This is a genomic window from Persicirhabdus sediminis (assembly GCF_016595495.1).
GTDB lineage: Bacteria > Verrucomicrobiota > Verrucomicrobiia > Verrucomicrobiales > Akkermansiaceae > Persicirhabdus > Persicirhabdus sediminis.
On the sequence record NZ_JAENIM010000017.1, the window covers coordinates 1 to 1,570 of the forward strand.

Genomic DNA, 1,570 nt, shown 5'->3' on the forward strand with positions numbered 1-1,570 from the left:
GGGTATCTTTCGTCGGTCTTTCAGAAGGCGTGGAGAATAGTTCATCTGGGAATTACTTTACTCCCGAAGTTACAGGGGAAATTAGCCATATTTCAGGACAAGAATTTACAGTAAAGGTATCAGAAGAATTACAACTTTTAGGTGAAATACGTGATATAGCTTTGCCAGATAGGATAGCCATCACACTCACTCTTACAGGAACAAGGAATAAGTCTCTCTATTTTGGAGCGGATCCACTACCGTCTCAGGAAGATATTGTTTGCTTAGTTGAGAATGAGTTGATTAGATTAGGCATTATATCTGGTATTAAGCGAGCGGTTGTATCATTACCATTGGAACAGACCTAGCTTGTAACTAGCACAATGAAACTAAATCAAATTTGCATAACAAGACGTATCACCTAACTCCCTATGGCGCGTTTCCAGTGTCAGTTTTATGAAAACTATAAACCTTAACCCAGTATCGACGGCCGCTCTCCCATAGGGAGTCGGTGTACTTTACGTTAGCAAAAAAATGAGCCGTGATAAAATCACCCGAAATCGCAATCGAGCCTTTGCCGCCTTGCTGGTTTTGTGTATTTCTATGGCCTCAGTCTGGTATTTTTCTAAGCCAACACATTGGAATGGTATTCATGATGGAATGACTCGTGAGCATATTCATACGCTGATAGGGGTACCAGCAAATGACCAATATGGCTTGAAGGGGCTAGAGACTTGGAATTCAGGTCGTTTATTATTCTCTTGGCGAATGCGGGTTATGTATAATTCTGGAGTTGCGCGCACGATAGATGTATCAGCGAGCGCCGATTGGTTACCTTAATCTAGCAACACATCCTCTAATCAAAAAACTGAGCTAACAAGTCGCAGCACCCAACCGCTTCCCCGCCGAATTAATGACCTTTATGACAATTTCAATCCCAACCCAAAAACGTAGCGCGCTGAATGGTCAGCGGTTGGTGTGCTAGACGTTCTGCAAGATATTCATGCTTCGACGCGACATCCTAGGCATTTACCTGCCGGCAGCTTACCTGATGCTCGGTCTCTCAAATCTGATTGTGTGTAAGTGCGCTTCGGAGCCGATACCTCCGGACGTGACAGGTCCCTCTGGGAGTACGATGATTTGTGTATTTTACTACCTCTTCCACCTACTTTTATGGATTCCAGTCGGTATTGTATTAGTAGTGATTCAGTGGTTTCGCTATCGAACTTCATCCATTGACCCAGCCAAGGTCTATTACCAAGCTTCATCCAGTGACAATGTTCGGCACGTCGTTGGGGGCCTAATTGGTGGCTTTCTAGTTCTCGTTTCCACCATCATACTGGGTGATCCAGCAGGAGCCTTTTCGGTTTTCGTCGCCTCGTCGATTATGAGCATGGTTCCCGCGTTCATCTTTTTTGTCATCGGCTTGTTGTTCACCATGCCCAAACGGAAGAGAATCAAAGAAGCAGAACAAGACGCGCCAGAGCACCCCCTACCAGCCGCCCAGTTTCGATGAATCCCCGTAACTCCAACCTCAACCCCGCGTTCCACGCTCGCCCCCCGCTGCTAGGGGTGCCTGCGCTAGACGTTC

General features: G+C 46.2%; 3 protein-coding genes. All 3 read left to right on the forward strand.

The window, feature by feature from the left end:
• Positions 1 to 347: hypothetical protein (locus JIN82_RS03390; RefSeq protein ID WP_200310236.1), on the forward strand; the 347-nt coding region annotated here is incomplete at its 5' end.
• Between the two features lie 166 nt (positions 348 to 513).
• Entirely contained in the window at positions 514 to 819 is a 306-nt protein-coding gene (locus tag JIN82_RS03395; protein ID WP_200310237.1) for a hypothetical protein, read from the forward strand.
• A gap of 295 nt (positions 820 to 1,114) precedes the next feature.
• Complete coding sequence (locus JIN82_RS03400) at positions 1,115 to 1,495, forward strand: hypothetical protein (protein WP_234041746.1); 381 nt, start codon at positions 1,115 to 1,117, stop codon at positions 1,493 to 1,495.
• Positions 1,496 to 1,570 lie beyond the last annotated feature (75 nt).

Excerpts from the sequence above, each read along its gene's own strand:
- JIN82_RS03395 (WP_200310237.1), top strand. The coding sequence starts at position 514 with ATGAGCCGTGATAAAATCACCCGAAATCGCAATCGAGCCTTTGCCGCC.
- JIN82_RS03400 (WP_234041746.1), top strand. The coding sequence starts at position 1,115 with ATGATTTGTGTATTTTACTACCTCTTCCACCTACTTTTATGGATTCCA.